This window comes from Tsukamurella tyrosinosolvens (assembly GCF_900104775.1).
Taxonomy (GTDB): Bacteria; Actinomycetota; Actinomycetes; order Mycobacteriales; family Mycobacteriaceae; genus Tsukamurella; species Tsukamurella tyrosinosolvens.
The window spans coordinates 1,748,405-1,763,335 of record NZ_FNSA01000003.1 but is presented as its reverse complement, the minus strand read 5'-3'; the positions used below and the strand labels follow the sequence as shown (position 1 = coordinate 1,763,335).

Genomic DNA, 14,931 nt, shown 5'->3' with positions numbered 1-14,931 from the left:
AGCGATGCGTCAGGATGAACGCACCCGGTTTTGCCGTCTGGTTGCGTGACCGCCGGGCGGTATCTCAGCCGCTGCCGGTCAGCAGCGATCCATTCTGCCACGCCGTGCGACCGGCGCGAAATCGCCGCGGGAGCGGGTTCTCCGTAGACTGGACGAACCAGACCGTGCAGAGACGTGACTCGCGCCACTTCGGCCCCGATGTTGCGAAAGCAATGGTTACCGGCGGGTAAACTCCACCCTGTCGTTGCCTGCGCGATGCACCGTCAGCCCGGTGTAGACCCCTGCCAGGCCGCGTTCAGCACCCTCGCAGGAACGGACCGCAGACTCAGCCCATGGCCACGCATTTGGAACGACCCACGGCGTCCCCGGTAGCCACCGGGCGCACCGAGGCCGCCCTGTCGCGCGGCGGCTACCTCTACCAGTTGGACTTCGTCCGCACGATCACCTTCCTGCTCGTGGTCTTCATCCACACGCTGACGAACACCAACGACGAGGTCAACGGCACCGTCACCAACGCGATCGCGATGAACCTGCACTTCACCCGCAACGCCTTCTTCGCGCTCACGGGCCTGGTCCTCGCGTACGGCATCGTCGAGCGCGGCGCCCGGCTGAGCCCCGTGCGGTTCTGGCGCAAGCGGCTCACCCTGGTGATCACCCCGTTCGTGCTGTGGGCGTTCGCCTACTGGGTCTACGACATGGTCGTCGGCGGTAACGGCGGGCAGATCCCCCACCAGCTGGGCGACTTCTGGAACAGCCTCAAGTGGGGCGGCACCAACGGGTACCAGCTCTACTTCATCTTCGTCACCCTGCAGATCTACCTGCTGTTCCCCCTGATCTTCGCGTTCGCCGAGCGCACCCGCCGGTTCCACGCGCCGATCCTGGCCGTGAGTGCCGTTCTGCAGGTGGGCATCTACGTCGCGGCCACCTACTGGAACCCGACGACCGGCTGGTGGGGCGAGAACTTCTGGCACCTGTACGCCACGTTCGTGCCGTACCAGTTCTTCATCCTGCTGGGCGTCTTCTCGGCCTTCCACCGCGAGCGGATCGAGGCGGTCCTGCTGCGGCACGCTCCGCTGATCTTCGCGGCCGCGGCGCTCGTCGCGCTGGGCGCGCAGGTGCTCTACCGGGTGCGCCTGAGCGACGAGACGGCTCCGATCGTGGCCTCGGCGGTCTTCCAGCCGGCGAACTTCGTGCTGTACGTCGTCCTCGTGGCGGCGGTGTACACGGTCGGCCTGTTGCTCGCGCGCAATCGGCATCGTCTGCCGCGCCTGACCCGCTTCGCCTCGTACGGCGCCAAGCGCTCGTTCGGCGTCTTCCTCGTGCACGTGATGGTGCTGTCCACGCTGCTGCTCCCCCGGACCGTCGACGGTGAACCCTGGCTCACGACGGTGCTCCCGTCGCCCTTCGGTACCGCGGTGGCCTACGCGCTGACGATCGCGATCACCCTCGGGATCGTCGAACTCCTCAGCCGGGCGCCGAAGGCGCAGTGGTGGGTCGGCCGCCCCCGCCCGGCGAAGCGGAAGCGCCCCGCGCCGCAGGCCGAGGAGAGCCTCGCCGGCATCGCCCGCACGGCGACCTCTTGACTCTCCCCTCACAGGAGACCGCAGGCTGATCCCGTGACCGACGACAGCGCACTGTTCACCATCGGCGACGTCGCGGCCCGGACCGGCGCCTCGGTGAAGACGATCCGGTTCTGGTCCGACGAGGGCCTCGTCCCCACCGTCCGCAGTACGGCCGGCTACCGGCTGTACGACGCGGAATCGGTGGCGCGGCTCGAGCTGGTGCGGACCCTGCGCGCGCTGGGCCTCGACGTGAAGACGGTGCGTGCCGTGCTCGCGGAGCGGGTCGGCCTCGCCGCGGTGGCCGACGCGCACGCGAAGGCCCTCGACGCCGAGATCCGCACGCTGCGGATCCGGCGGGCGGTGCTGCGGTCGGTCGCCACCAGGAACAGTACGACCGAGGAGTTGAGAATCATGCACGAGATGGCGACGTTGTCCGCGGCCGAGCGCCAGCGGATCATCGACGGGTTCGTCGACGAGGCCTTCGCCGGCATCGCCCCGGACGCGCCGGGCGCCCACATCGCGAACGGGATGCGGTCCATGCCCGCCGAACTGCCGGACGATCCGACGCCCGCCCAGGTGGACGCGTGGATCGAGTTGGCGACGCTCGTCGCCGACGAGGACTTCCGGGCGCGCGCCCGGGAGATGGCGGTGACCGGCGCCGCGGCGACCGCGCCGCCGGTGATGGTGGATCTGGACGCCGCCCGCGCGGCCGTCGAGGCCGGGACGCCGCCCGAGTCCGCGGAGGCCGCGGCGCTGCTGGCGACGCTGCTCCCCGAGGGCACGGACCGGGCGGCCATGGCCGAGCAGATGGTGACCTTCACCGATGCGCGGGTGGAGCGCTACTGGTCGCTGCTGGGCGTGCTCAACGGCTGGCCGCAGCGGCCCGCGATGGTGCCGGTGGCGGAGTGGGTCATCGCCGCGCTCCGCGCGCACGCGTAGCGCCGCGGCGTCACCGGGGCAGGTCGGCGGGCTCGCCCCGGACGACCACCGCCGACGGTGCCGGCAGGGCGCCGTGGGCGAGGGCCACGCGGGGGTCCTCGCCGTAGATCACCAGGTCGGCGGGGGCGCCGTCGTCGATACCGGCGAAGCCGAGCCACTGCCGCGCCCGCCAGGACGCGGCGGCGATGGCCTCCTCCGGCGGCATGACGGCGGACAGGGCCTCGATCTCGCGAGGCAGCGCGCCGTGCACGTTGAAGCCGCCGGCGTCGGTACCCGCGTACATGGCGACCCCGGCCTCCCAGGCGGCGCGGAACGTGGCCTTGCGGCGGTCGTGCAGCGCCGTCATGTGGCGGTGGTACGTGGGGAACTTCTCCTGCGCGGGTGCGGCGATGGAGGGGAAGTTCTCGATCTGGATCATGGTGGGCACCAGGCCGATCCCCTTCTCCACCATGGTCTCGATGGTGTCCGCGGTGAGGCCGGAGCCGTGCTCGATCGCGTCGACGCCGGCGGCCAGCAGGCCGGGCAGCGCGTCCTCACCGAAGACGTGCGCGGTGATCCGGGCGCCGGCGTCGTGCGCCACGGCGACGGCCTCGGCGAGCACGTCGTCGGGCCACAGCGGCGCGAGGTCACCGACGGACCGGTCGATCCAGTCCCCCACGAGCTTGATCCACGGGTGCCCTTCGGCGGCCCGCCGCCGGACCGCGTCCACGAGCTGCGACGGGTCCTCGAGCTGCTCGCCGAGCCCGCGCGTGTACCGCTTGACCAGCGCGATGTGCCTGCCCATCCGGACGAACCGCGGGAGGCCGGGCTGTCCGTCCAGCGGCGACGTGTCGAGGTCGGAACCGGGTTCGCGGATCACGGTGACGCCGACGGCGACGTCCTCCAGCGCCAGCGCGCGGCCGCGCACGAGGTCGGGCTCGCCGTCCTCGACGATGCCGACGTGGCAATGCGCGTCGACGTAGCCGGGCACCGCGAACCCCGTCAGCTCGGTGACCGGACCGCCGGGCGGATCGAATCGCACGGCACCGTCGGACACCCAGAACTCGCCGTCGCCGCCGGGCAGGACGACGCCGGTGAAGTGCAGATCGCTCACCCGGGCAACCCTACGTCGTGAAACCGGGCGATTTCGACGGTACGAGGCCATTTGCGGCCTCGTACCGCAGGATTCCGCCGGTTTCGCGACGCACTACCGCTTCTTACGGAGCTGCTCCTCGAGGGCGGCCATGTCGATGCCCTCCAGGCCGGGGGGCAGCTGGTCGAGGCCCTTGGGCATGCTCGACAGGTCCATCCCGGCGGGCATGCCGGGCATCCCCGGGAAACCGCCGCCCATCTTGGGCCCCGCGGGGCCGGTCTGCCGGGCGCGGTTGTTCTTCTTGCCCTGCTTGCCCTTCTGCTTGCGCTTGGACAGCCGCTTCGGGGCGCCGCCGCCGAAGCCCGCCATCTGCGACATCATCTTCCGGGCCTCGAAGAAGCGGTCCACCAGCTGGTTCACGTCGGTGACGGTGACGCCGGAGCCCTTGGCGATGCGCAGGCGGCGGGAGGCGTTGATGATCTTCGGATCGCTGCGCTCGGCCGGGGTCATGCCGCGGATGATCGCCTGGATCCGGTCGAGCTGGCTGTCGTCGACCGCGGCGAGGGCGTCCTTCATCTGGCCCGCGCCGGGCAGCATGCCCAGCAGGTTCCCGATGGGGCCCATCTTGCGGATCATCAGCATCTGGTCGAGGAAGTCCTCGAGGGTCAGCTCGCCGGAGGTGATCTTGGCGGCCGCCTCCTCCGCCTTCTGCTGGTCCATGTGCTGCTCGGCCTGCTCGATGAGCGAGAGCACGTCGCCCATGCCGAGGATCCGGGAGCTCATCCGATCGGGGTGGAAGACGTCGAAGTCGTCGAGCTTCTCGCCGGTGGACGCGAACAGGATCGGCTTGCCGGTGATCTCGCGGACCGAGAGCGCGGCGCCGCCGCGGGCGTCGCCGTCGAGCTTGGTGAGCACCACGCCGGTGAAGTCGACGCCGTCGGCGAAGGCCTGCGCGGTGGTGACCGCGTCCTGGCCGATCATGGCGTCGAGGACGAACAGCACCTCGTCGGGGTCCACGGCGTCGCGGATCGCCTTGGCCTGGCCCATGAGTTCCTCGTCGATGCCGAGGCGACCGGCGGTGTCGACGATGACGACGTCGTGCTGCTTGGCCCGGGCCTCGGCGATGCCGCCGCGGGCGACCTCGACCGGGTCGGCGGCGCTCACGCCGAGGGTGCCCTCGCCGCCGACGGAGGTGCCGGGGTGCGGCGCGTAGGTGGGCACGCCGGCGCGCTCGCCGACGATCTTCAGCTGGTCGACGGCGCCGGGCCGCTGCAGGTCGCAGGCCACGAGCATCGGCGTGTGGCCCTGCTTCTTGAGGAAGGCCGCGAGCTTGCCGGCGAGCGTGGTCTTACCGGCGCCCTGCAGGCCGGCCAGCATGATCACGGTCGGCGGGGTCTTCGCGAGGTTCAGCCGCCGGGTCTCGCCGCCGAGGATCCCGACGAGCTCCTCGTTGACGATCTTGACGATCTGCTGCGCGGGGTTGAGCGCGGCCGAGACCTCGTGGCCCTTGGCCCGCTCCTTGACCCGGGCGACGAAGGCGCGCACCACGGGCAGCGCGACGTCGGCCTCGAGCAGCGCGAGCCTGATCTCGCGGGCCGTCGAGTCGATGTCGGCGTCGGTGAGCCGGCCCTTGCCGCGCAGGTCCTTGAGCGCGCCTGTGAGCCGATCGGAGAGGGATTCGAACATTGCTCCAGACTATCGGGTCTGCTCATCCTCCGGTGGCGCAGGCGGCGCGGCCTCCGGCAGAACCGCGATGACCGCCTCCTCCGCGCGGGCCCGCACGGCCGCCTCGTCGCCCGGCACCGCCAGGCAGAAGACGTCGACGGCGGTGGCGCCGAGCGTGGCCAGCTTGGCCCACCGGACGTCGAGGCCGGCGTCGTCGAGGGCACCGGCGACCCGCGCGAGCAGCCCGGGTGTGTCGCCGGACCGGACCTCGAGGACGACGGTGCCGGGCGCCCCGTCGAACCAGCGCAGCCGGGGCGGCGCGGGCACGCGCAAGGGGGGCGCGGCGGCGCTGCCGTCGACGGGAGCGGCCGCGGCGCGCTCGCGGCGCCGGAGCTCGGCGAGGACGTCGGCGCCGTCCAGGGCGGCGAGCAGCCGCTGCCGGACGACGGCGGGGTCGGGCGGGTCGCCGAAGGTCGGGACCACGACGAAGGTGTTGACCGCGGACTCCCCCACGGCGCCGACGGTGGCGCTCTGGACCCGCAGGCCGGCGAGTGCGAGCACGGCGGCCATCCGCGCGAGGACGCCGCGACGGTCGGGGCCGACGACGGCGACGGTGAAGGTGTGCGGCCCCAGCGCGGGCGCCGGGGTGATCCGCACGTGCGTCCCACCCGCGGCCGCGAGCGCCGCCACCTCCTCGGGTACGGGCCCGGGCTGCGGCGCGGGCTCACCGTCGAGCACGCGATGCGTGCGGCGGACGAGCTCCCCGATGAGCCGCGACTTCCAGTCGCCCCAGACGCCCGGGCCGGTGGCGAGCGAATCGGCCTCGGCGAGGGCGTGGAGCAGTTCCAGCAGGGTCCGGTCGTGGTCGATCTTCTCCGCGACCATCTCGATGGTCGCGGGGTCGTCGAGGTCGCGGCGCGTGGCGACGGCGGGCAGCAGCAGGTGGTGCCGCACCATCGCGGCGAGCAGGGCGGTGTCGGGCTCGGACATGCCGAGCCGGGCGGCGATGGCCTCCGCGAGCTCGGCGCCGATCACGCTGTGGTCGCCGCCGCGGCCCTTGCCCAGGTCGTGCAGCAGCGCGCCGAGCACCAGCAGGTCGGGGCGGGCGACGTCGGTGGCGCGGTTGGCGGCGTGCGCAGCCGTCTCGACGAGGTGCCGGTCGACGGTCCAGGTGTGCACGGCGTCGCGGGGCGGCAGGTCGCGGACGGCACCCCACTCGGGCAGCAGGCGTCCCCAGAGGCCGGTGCGGTCGAGGGCCTCGATGACGGGCACGGCGCTCCGCCCGGCGCCGAGGAGCGCGAGCAGGTCGGCGACGGTCTCCGCCGGCCAGGGACTGCGCGGGGCCGGGGCGACCTCGGCGAGGCGGGCCAGGGTCGACGCGGACATGGGCAGCCCGGAGGCGGCCGCGGCGGCGGCGACGCGGATCGTCAGGGCCGGGTCACGGTCGGGACGGGCGTCGCGGGCGAGGGTGACCTCCCCGGCGTGTTCGACGACCCCCTCCGCGAGGGGGCGCCGGACGGGCGGGCGACGCAGCCGGGAGAAGCCGCGCCGCGGCAGCGCGTTCTGGGCGGTGCGGATGCCCACGTCGACGGCGTAGGCCACGGTGCGGCCGCTGTCGCTGATGGTGCGGGCGAGGTCGAAGCGGTCGCCGAGGCGGAGCGCCGCCCCGATCTCGTCGGCCTCCTGGGCGCGGACCTGGTCCCGGGCGCGGCCGGAGATGCGGTGCAGCTCGGTGCGCACGTCCAGCAGGCGGGCGTAGGCGGCGGCCAGGTCGTTGCCGGTGGTGCCGTTCGGCGTGGCCGACGGTGTCGGGATCCCGTCGGTCAGCTGGGCCAGTGAGAGCGCCTGCAGCAGCTGCACATCGCGCATGCCGCCCCGGCCGTTCTTGAGGTCCGGCTCGGCGCGGTGGGCGATCTCGCCCGAGCGGCGCCACCGGTCGCGGGCCTGGTCGACGAGGTCGTCGACGCGGGAGCGGATGTCGGCGCGCCACTGCCGCCGCACGCCGCTGATGAGCAGGTTGGTGATCTCCTCGTCGCCCACGATGTGCCGGGCGTCGAGCAGCCCGAGGGCGGCCGTGAGGTCCGACTGCGCGACGCGCACCGCCTCGGGCACCGTGCGGACGCTGTGGTCGAGCTTGATGTGCGCGTCCCACAGCGGGTACCAGATCTTCTCGGCGACGGCGCCCACGTGCGCGGGGTCGAGCCCGTCGTCGTGCACGAGGAGCAGATCGAAGTCGCTGTAGGGCAGCAGCTCCCGACGACCGAGGCCGCCGACGGCCACGAGGGCGAGTCCGCTGTCCGGGCCGATGCCGGCGGCGGCGCCGTGCGTGGTGAGCCACACCTCCGCGAGGTCGGCGAGGGCGCCGCGCAGGGCCGCGGGATCGAGGCGGTGGGGTCCCGCCGCCCGGTCGAGGAGGCGGGCGCGGGCGGCGACCAGTTCCTTCGCGCCGCCCTGCCCGCCGCTCCCGCTCGGCCCGCCGTTCCCGGCCGGGCCGCTCTCCGGGGTCCGCACGATCGCCCTGTCCGGCACCGTCATCGGCGTGTCCTACAGGGCCTCGTTGCCGCGCTCGCCGGTGCGCACCCGCACGACGGACTCGACAGGGGTGACCCAGACCTTGCCGTCACCGATCTTGCCGGTACGCGCACCCTCGACGATCACGTCGACCACGCTGTCCACGACGGCATCGTCGACGACGACCTCGATGCGCACCTTCGGCACGAAGTCCACGGAGTACTCGGCGCCGCGGTACACCTCGGTGTGCCCCTTCTGCCGACCGTAGCCCTGCACCTCGCTGACGGTCATACCGAGGATCCCGGCCTGCTCGAGGCCCGCCTTCACGTCCTCGAGTGTGAAGGGCTTGACGATCGCGGTGACCAGCTTCATAAGAGTTTCCTTCGCTTAAGTCGGATGTGGATTCAGCTTAGATCCGGTCACCTCAGACCAGGTCGTAAGCCGTCTCGGCGTGCTCGGAGTTGTCGATGCCGTCGGCCTCTTCCTCCTTGTCGACGCGCCAGCCGAGCGGCTTGAGCGCGAAGGCGATGACCCCGGTGAGGATCGCCGTGAAGGCCAGGGCGACCGCCGCGATGACGATCTGCACGACCAGCTGCTTGTAGTCGCCGCCGTAGAACAGCCCGGTGTCCTTGGCCAGGAAGCCGAGCGCGACGGTGCCGATCACGCCGGCCACCAGGTGCACGCCCACCACGTCGAGCGAGTCGTCGAAGCCGAACTTGGACTTGAGGCCCACACCGAAGGCGGCGGCGACACCGGCGACGACGCCCAGGATGAGGGCGCCCACGGGGGTCACGTTCGCGCAGGCCGGGGTGATGGCGACGAGGCCGGCGACGACGCCCGACGCGGCACCCACCGTGGTGGCGTGGCCGTCGCGGAACTTCTCCACCGCGAGCCAGCCGAGCATCGCGGCGGCGGTGGCGGCGGTCGTGTTGACCCAGGCCAGGCCGGCCGTGGCGTTGGCGCCGAGCGCGGAACCGGCGTTGAAGCCGAACCAGCCGAACCACAGGAGGGCGGCGCCGAGCATCACGAACGGGATGTTGTGCGGACGGTAGGAGTGCTTGCCGAAGCCGAGGCGCTTGCCGACGATGATCGCCAGCACGAGGCCCGCGATACCCGCATTGATGTGCACCACGGTGCCGCCGGCGAAGTCGATGGGCGCCACGGTGGCGTGACCGTCGGTGGTGCCGAACATCTTCGCGGCGATGCCGCCCTCGGCGCCCGACAGCAGTCCGCCGCCCCACACCATGTGCGCCAGGGGCAGGTAGACGATGGTGGTCCAGATACCGGTGAACAGCAGCCAGGTCCCGAACTTCACGCGCTCGGCGAGCGCGCCCGAGATCAGGGCGACGGTGATCACGGCGAAGGTCAGCTGGAAGCCGGCGAAGACGATCGCCGGGAGGCCGCTGCCCGCGGCGTTGAGCACCACCAGGGTGTCCTCGCCCGACGTCTTGGTCTCCATGAGCTGGTCGAGGCCGAAGTACGTGAAGGGGTTGTCGAACATCCCGAGGTAGTTGCCCTCGCCGGAGAACGACATCGAGTAGCCCCACAGCACGTAGATCACGGAGACCAGGCCCAGCGAGCCGATCGACATCATCATCATGTTGAGCACGCTCTTCTGGCGGGAGAGACCGCCGTAGAAGAACGCGAGGGCGGGCGTCATGAGCAGCACCAATGCCGCGGACATCAGCATCCACGCGGTGGTGCCGGAGTCGACCTTGCCGAACAGTTCGTCGGGCACAGAAGCCAAGAGCACGGGAAACCTCCTCGGGCGCGCCGCCGTTGCGGCGCGAGTGAGAACAGCTTCTGCGGCTGCGGTTTCCCGGTGGAGGCGCCCGTGTTGCCCGTGTGTAACCGGTCCGCCCGGGTTCGGCCCGTTCGGTTACGCCCGTGTTTCCGACGGTGCGGTCCGGCCCGCGCCGTCCGGGTCGGCGTAGCGCGGGATCGGTTGGCCGGTTCCGGTGGTGACCAGCTGCGGGATGCTCGTGCGGACGTAGAAGCTCCAGCCGCGCGAGCAGGCGTCGAAGCACTGCGACGCGGCGGTCAGCCCGACGTGGGTGAGCCGCAGGTCGGTGCCGGTTCCCGCCGGCGTGATGTCGATGACCACGTCGGTGTCGCGCCACTCGTGGCGGTCCTCGATGAAGGTCATCTCGCAATCCACGGCGTGCCAGGCGACCCGCGTGGGGCTCACCTCGGTGACCCGGAACCGGCAGAACCGGATGCCCTCCTTGCTGCGGGAGGTCTCTCCGGGGTACGCGGCGTCGTCGGTGAAGACGAACTCGTCGCCGACGGCGGCGGAGTGTCCGATGAGGTTCTCGGTCCACCACCGGCGGACGTCGAGCACGGCGGCGAGCACGTGCTGTGGGGCGTGGTCGATGTGCACCTCGGCGGTCAGGTACTGGGTGTCCTGCTTGGTCGACATGATCCGGCTCCTTCGGTAGGGGGTCGTCCACCCCACCTACGGACGAGACCGCCCGGAATCGACACTCCTCGGAAAGAAATCTGCCCGGGTTCGTCCCGGCCCGGGTCAGCCGCGCAGTTCCCGCACCCGCCGGGCGAGGTAGGCGCGCTCCGGCTCGGTCGGCACGAGCCGCAGCGCATCCTCGTAGGCCGCCAGCGCCTCGGCCGGGCGCCCGGCCCGCCGCAGCAGGTCGGCGCGGGTCGCGGCGAGCAGGTGGTACCCGTCGAGGGCCCCGGTCGCGGCGAGCCCGTCGACGATGGCGAGTCCCGCGGGCGGACCGTCGGCCATGGCGACGGCGACGGCCCGGTTGAGCTCGACCACCGGCGACGGCGCGGTCCGCGCGAGCTCGGCGTACAGCGCGGCGATCTGCCGCCAGTCGGTGCTCCGGGCGTCCGGGGCCGTCGCATGGCACGCGGCGATCGCCGCCTGGATCTGGTACGGACCGGGTCGACCGATCGCCAGGGCGGAGTCCAGGAGGCCCGTCCCCTCGCTGATCAGCGCGCGGTCCCAGCGACTGCGGTCCTGCTCCTCGAGCGGCACGAGCACCCCGGCGCGCACGCGGTGGGAGCGACGGGACTCGGTGAGCAGCAGCAGCGCGAGGAGGCCCCGCACCTCCGGCTCGTCGGGCATCAAGCGGTCGAGCACCCGGGCGAGGTGCAGCGCCTCCCCCGTGAGGTCGCGGGCGCCGTCGACCTCGTCGTACCCCTCGTTGAAGATCAGGTACACGACGGCCAGCACCGCGGGGAGACGGTGCGGCAGCAGCTCCGGCGGCGGCACGCGGTACGGGATCCCCGCCTCGGCGATCTTCCGCTTGGCCCGGACGATGCGCTGCGCCGTGGCGGCCTCGGTGGCGAGGAGGGCGTCGGCGATCTCGCCGGTGGTGAGCCCGGCGAGGGTGCGCAGGGTGAGGGCGACGCGAGCGGGGAGCGGCAGCGCGGGGTGGCAGCAGGTGAAGATCAGCCGCAGCCGCTCGTCGGGGATGTGCTCCGGAGGCGCGCCCTCCCCCGCGCCCGCGAGCGCGCCGAGCTGGTGCGTACGGTCGCGGCCCGTGGCGTCGTGCCGCAGGCGGTCCCGCGCCTTGTTCCGCGCTGTGGTCGTGAGCCACGCGCCCGGGCGGGGTGGGATCCCGTCCCGCGACCAGGTGGCGAGCGCAGCGGCGAAGGCGTCCTGCGCACAGTCCTCCGCGAGATCCCAGTCGCCGGTGAGGCCGATGACCGTGGCCACGACCTGGCCCCACTCGTCCCGGTACGCGTCGGCGACCGCGCGCTGCACCGCGTCGGGGGCGGTCATTCCCAGACGGGCCGGACCTCGACGCACCCGCGGGCCGCGTACGGGTGGTTCGCGGCGATGGCGAGGGCCTCGTCGAGGTCGGCGCACTCGATGATGTCGATCCCGCCGACGACGTCCTTGGTCTCGGCGAACGGCCCGTCGGAGACGAGGGTCTCGCCGCCGCGCACCCGGACGGTGGTGGCGTCGGCGACGGGACGCAGCCGCGCCCCGCCGAGCATCGCCCCGCGCCGCCGGAGATCCTCGTCGTAGGCGCGATAGGCGGGGTCGGCGGCGATCTCCTCGTTGGTCGGCGAGCCGTTCTCGTCGTCGCAGATCAGCAGCACGTACTTCATGCTCCGATTATGCGCCCGTGGTGCCGATCCCCCGAGCCCCGAGCCAGCGCTCGATCTCGTCACCGGCGAGCGCCGCGGCCGTCCGCTCGCCCGCGGTGAGGGCCGCGCCGAAGTGCTTCCCGCGCACCCGCACGTGCTCGACGTCGTCGGTCCCGAACGCAGCGACCATCGCGCGGGCGTCGTCGGGGAAGCACGCCTGATCGCCGGTGATCTCGACGAACAGGGTCGGCACGGTGACGGCGGGGGCGCAGCGCAGAAAGCCGGCGTTGCTACTGATCGCCGACCACGTGGACAGCCACGCGTCCGGGGTGGTCAGGCGCCCGAAGCCCACGACGCCGTAGTCGGTGAGGTCGGGCCGCGATCCGAACAGCGAGCCGTAGGGCCGGTCGTTCGGGTCGAGCGACGGATCCATGCACCGCAGGTCCGCGTCGGTGCGGTGCACCGTGATGAACTCGGTGGCCAGCGCATCGCGCCGGTCGGCGGGGTCGCCGGACTCCGCGAACCGCTGCTGGGCGGCGCGGGCCCTAGCCACCCGCTCGCGGGCGAGGGCGTCGATCCGCTCCACCCGCTCGCGCTGCGCCGCGCGGTAGCGCTGCACGAACTCGGGCGCGTAGCTGCTCGGGGCGGGCGCGGGCGCGTAGCCGTTGTCCGGGTCGAAGGGGTCGAGCTCGGGCAGGATCGAGCGCGGGTCGCCCTCGTCGGCGACCGACGGGTCGATCATGCGGAGCAGCAGCTCGCCCTGGCCGGGGTGCGGCGCCATGAACACCGCGAGGTCGGGGACGGGCATCCGCGCGTCGCGCAGCTTCACGGGCTTGCCGCTCGGGGTCCGTGCGAGCCGGTCCTGTGCGGGCAGGCCGGCCTGTTCCATGTAGAAGGCGGCCAGTGCGCCGCCGCCGGAGTGGCCGACGGCGATCACGGTGGCGAAGCCCTCGTCGCGCAGGAGGGCGTGGCCGGCGGCCATGTCGAGCAGGGCCTGTTCGTGCAGCAGCGTCAGGTCGTTGCCCTGGGTGCGGCTGCCCTGGGTCCAGACGGCGACGCCGCGGCGCAGGAACTCGGGCACCAGGACGTGGTGCGCGAAGTCCTGCCGGGGGTGCATGAGGAAGGCGACGGCAGTGGCGCCGGGCACGGTGCGGAGCAGGCCGGCGACCTTGGCCCCGTCGACGGTGCTCAGCTCGACGGGGGTGGTGACGGTGCCGTCGGGCACAGCCTCTGCGTCGAGGTAGCGGCCCGCGCCGAGGCCGGTGGCGGCGCCCGCACGCTCGGCGGTGGTCACCGGTCCACCACCCGGAGCGCGTCCTTGTCGTGCTGCGCGACGCGCGAGTCCTCCAGGCCCGCGAGGGCGCTGTACCAGACGGCGTGTCGACAGCCAGTGGCGCGGCGATCGATCGCGATCTCCTCCGGCCGGGTGATCCGGAAGTACGGACCGACCCGCACGATCTCGTTGCGCGGCTCGGCGCCGGCGACGTTGAGGACGCCCTCGTTCTCGGGGACGTCGAGGACGTAGATGCGGCTCATCGGACCTCGGCCTCCTCGTCGACGTTCCACGCGGCGTCGCCGATCGCATCGCCGGTCGCGGCGAGCCCGGCCTGCTCCCGCTGCTGCTCTTCCCACCTCTCGGCCTTCTCCACGATCAGCTCGGCCTTGCGCATCAGGAGCGCGTCCATCGACGGTGCGCCGCCCGAGACCACGTCGCACAGCGCCTCCAGGGTGAGGGCGGCGTCCAGGTCCTCCTGGGGCGTCACGGGGCGCAGGGCGCGGGTGATCTCGATCATGTAGCCGTTGGGATCGTGGGTGTAGATCGACTCGATGGTCTCGTGCATCACCTGCATCTCGCACGGCCAGTCCGAGGCGTCGAGGCGGCGGCGGTACTCCAGCAGGTCCTCCTCCCCGTCCACGTGGATGGCGAGGTGGCGGGAGTTCTTGAAGAACTCGGGCGTGCCCTGGGGAAGGCGCGCCCAGGAGTCGCCGGGGGCGGTCTGGTCGCCGAAGGGCTCGAGCCCGAAGTAGTAGAAGAACGCCATCCGGTCGCCGTTGCCGATGTCGAAGAAGAAGTGGATGAAGTCGGGGTGGTTCTCGGGGCCCCAGCCTGCGGCGCAGATCGAGTGGACGATGGGGAACTTGAGCACGCCGTTGTAGAAGTTCACGGTGCCGACGGGGTCGAAGGTCGGAAAGGCGGCGTGGTCGACGCCCCGGACGCGGTGCTCGGAAGTGCTGGCGGACATGTCTTCTCCTTATCCGGTGGCGAGTGTGGTCAGGCGCCGGCGGCGGCCGGGGCGGCGGCATCGGCGCGCAGCAGCGAGCCGGCGCCGGGGATGTCGACGGTCGCGCCGACGGAGCGCAGGATGCGGTAGGCGCCGGCGGTGGCGGCGGTGATCACGGGGATGCCGAACTCGTCCTCGGCGGCCTGGACCAGGTCGAGCGAGGGCATCTGGACGCACGCGGAGAGCACGAGCACGTCGACGCCGGTGAGGTCGAGGCTGCGCGCGGCCTCCATGACGCGGTCACCGAGGATGCAGCCGACCTCGGCGTTGTCGGCCACCTCGAGGGCGCGCCAATCGGTCACCGTCAGCCCCTCGTGCTCGAGGTACGCCATCACCTGCCCGGCGAGCGGGCGCAGGTACGGGGTGACGACGGCGATCCGCGTGGCGCCCATGTCGCTGAGGGCGTCCACGAGGGCGCCGGCGCTGGAGAGCACGCGGGCGTCGCTGCCGCCCTCCGAGAGCTGCTCGGCGATCTTCGCCTCCACGCTGTGGTGCTCGCCGAGGCCTGTGGACATGATCGCGACGAGGCAGGCGTACAGCATCGCGTCGACGCCCGCATCGCCGAGCTCGATGACGCAACGCTCGCGCTGGGCGTTCATGGCGCGCAACTGCTCCGGGGAGACGGTCTGCATCCGCATGCGGCTGGAGTGGAAGGTGAACGTCTCCTCCGGGTGCCGGCCGAGGATCCGCGGCATCTCGGTCTCGACGGTGACGTTCGAACTGGGGACGACCAGTCCGATCCGGATGGGCTTGGCGCTCATGGTGCTCCTCTGCGTGTGGCTCGTCGTTCCCCTCCAGTATTCGACGCGCTTGTAAAATTGTCAACACTGATGTTCATCCG

Annotated in this window: 14 protein-coding genes; 2 read left to right on the top strand and 12 right to left on the bottom strand. The window is 72.3% G+C overall.

Annotated features, from left to right (window positions below; genetic code table 11):
• The first annotated feature begins 332 nt into the window (after nucleotides 1–332).
• Nucleotides 333–1,583, top strand: coding sequence for an acyltransferase (locus BLW32_RS09930; RefSeq protein WP_068742266.1), 1,251 nt, complete (start codon nucleotides 333–335; stop codon nucleotides 1,581–1,583).
• A 33-nt stretch (nucleotides 1,584–1,616) separates the two neighbouring features.
• Nucleotides 1,617–2,501 carry a MerR family transcriptional regulator gene (locus BLW32_RS09925; protein ID WP_068626640.1) on the top strand — a complete coding sequence of 295 codons (885 nt, stop codon included), beginning with the start codon at nucleotides 1,617–1,619 and terminating at the stop codon, nucleotides 2,499–2,501.
• Between the two features lie 10 nt (nucleotides 2,502–2,511).
• Here the strand turns inward: BLW32_RS09925 and BLW32_RS09920 are convergent, their stop codons facing one another.
• The 12 genes from BLW32_RS09920 to BLW32_RS09865 form a co-directional block, all read right to left on the bottom strand.
• A complete protein-coding gene (locus BLW32_RS09920) occupies nucleotides 2,512–3,594 on the bottom strand; it encodes an amidohydrolase family protein (RefSeq protein WP_068742267.1) in 1,083 nt (360 codons plus the stop codon).
• 93 nt (nucleotides 3,595–3,687) lie between these two features.
• On the bottom strand, nucleotides 3,688–5,259 hold the full coding sequence (gene ffh / locus BLW32_RS09915) for a signal recognition particle protein (protein WP_068524881.1): 1,572 nt from the start codon (nucleotides 5,257–5,259) through the stop codon (nucleotides 3,688–3,690).
• A gap of 9 nt (nucleotides 5,260–5,268) precedes the next feature.
• Nucleotides 5,269–7,773 (bottom strand): [protein-PII] uridylyltransferase, encoded by a 2,505-nt coding sequence (locus tag BLW32_RS09910; RefSeq protein WP_082791475.1) that lies wholly within the window; start codon nucleotides 7,771–7,773, stop codon nucleotides 5,269–5,271.
• Between the two features lie 9 nt (nucleotides 7,774–7,782).
• Nucleotides 7,783–8,121, bottom strand: coding sequence for a P-II family nitrogen regulator (locus BLW32_RS09905; protein WP_068524879.1), 339 nt, complete (start codon nucleotides 8,119–8,121; stop codon nucleotides 7,783–7,785).
• A 52-nt stretch (nucleotides 8,122–8,173) separates the two neighbouring features.
• Nucleotides 8,174–9,502 (bottom strand): ammonium transporter, encoded by a 1,329-nt coding sequence (locus BLW32_RS09900; RefSeq protein WP_231857396.1) that lies wholly within the window; start codon nucleotides 9,500–9,502, stop codon nucleotides 8,174–8,176.
• Between the two features lie 126 nt (nucleotides 9,503–9,628).
• Complete coding sequence (locus tag BLW32_RS09895; RefSeq protein ID WP_068742268.1) at nucleotides 9,629–10,168, bottom strand: SRPBCC family protein; 540 nt, start codon at nucleotides 10,166–10,168, stop codon at nucleotides 9,629–9,631.
• 105 nt (nucleotides 10,169–10,273) lie between these two features.
• A complete protein-coding gene (locus BLW32_RS09890; RefSeq protein WP_068742269.1) occupies nucleotides 10,274–11,497 on the bottom strand; it encodes an RNA polymerase sigma factor in 1,224 nt (407 codons plus the stop codon).
• Complete coding sequence (locus BLW32_RS09885) at nucleotides 11,494–11,829, bottom strand: YciI family protein (protein WP_068742270.1); 336 nt, start codon at nucleotides 11,827–11,829, stop codon at nucleotides 11,494–11,496. The genes BLW32_RS09890 and BLW32_RS09885 overlap by 4 nt, the downstream gene beginning before the upstream one ends.
• Nucleotides 11,830–11,836: 7 nt before the next feature.
• A complete protein-coding gene (locus BLW32_RS09880) occupies nucleotides 11,837–13,102 on the bottom strand; it encodes an alpha/beta fold hydrolase (RefSeq protein ID WP_068742271.1) in 1,266 nt (421 codons plus the stop codon).
• A complete protein-coding gene (locus tag BLW32_RS09875) occupies nucleotides 13,099–13,344 on the bottom strand; it encodes a hypothetical protein (protein WP_068524875.1) in 246 nt (81 codons plus the stop codon). Before BLW32_RS09875 ends, BLW32_RS09880 begins: the two co-directional genes overlap by 4 nt.
• Nucleotides 13,341–14,051 (bottom strand): VOC family protein, encoded by a 711-nt coding sequence (locus BLW32_RS09870; RefSeq protein WP_082791476.1) that lies wholly within the window; start codon nucleotides 14,049–14,051, stop codon nucleotides 13,341–13,343. The genes BLW32_RS09875 and BLW32_RS09870 overlap by 4 nt, the downstream gene beginning before the upstream one ends.
• A gap of 29 nt (nucleotides 14,052–14,080) precedes the next feature.
• The gene (locus tag BLW32_RS09865; protein WP_068524874.1) at nucleotides 14,081–14,851 is read right to left on the bottom strand and encodes a maleate cis-trans isomerase family protein; all 771 of its coding nucleotides are present in this window, start codon (nucleotides 14,849–14,851) and stop codon (nucleotides 14,081–14,083) included.
• Nucleotides 14,852–14,931: the final 80 nt, after the last annotated feature.